Below are 541 nucleotides of genomic sequence, written 5' to 3' on the forward strand. Positions count from 1 at the left end.
TGATCTTGGCTGGTCCGGTCAGGTCAAACACCATGCGCGACCCGCCCGGCATCACCAGACCGTAGCGGAACGCCTTGATCAGGCCGCGGGAGACCGTCCCGGCGCCGGGATCGAGATGGAAATTGACCTGGGGAAGATCGATGACCACCCGATATGGGTCAGCCAGCGCAAAGGCACGCAGCGGGATCTTCCGGTCGAGATCGAGAATGAAACGGGTCTGTTTCTCGTCACCGGCGATGCGCACGTCGGAGGCGATCGGGAATACACCCTCCACTTCCGCGCGTGGCGTCTCGCCGGCGGCCTGGGCGGAGTTCGGACACCAAAACAGCCCAAAACCGGCACTGAAGAGCACCGTGGCCAGCCTGACGATGTGGTTTGCGCGGCTCGTCAACGAATCCACTGCCTCCGAAGCAGCCCCTCATTAACCCAATAGGATTGCAGGGTTAACCGGAGCTTAAGTCGGCCATATCGAATAAGCCTGAGTGTTGCAGCCTTGTGACGCTTCCCTTGCATGCGCCCCCCATTCCTCGTATGTACGAAG

General features: G+C 60.8%; 1 protein-coding gene. It reads right to left on the reverse strand.

What is annotated here, in order from left to right; translation table 11 throughout:
• The coding region (locus tag AC1DS5_RS25500; protein WP_477721030.1) for an AMIN domain-containing protein at positions 1-400 on the reverse strand (400 nt) is incomplete at its 3' end.
• Between the last annotated feature and the right edge of the window lie 141 nt (positions 401-541).

It is taken from the genome of Polaromonas sp. P4_H1 (genome assembly GCF_056400945.1).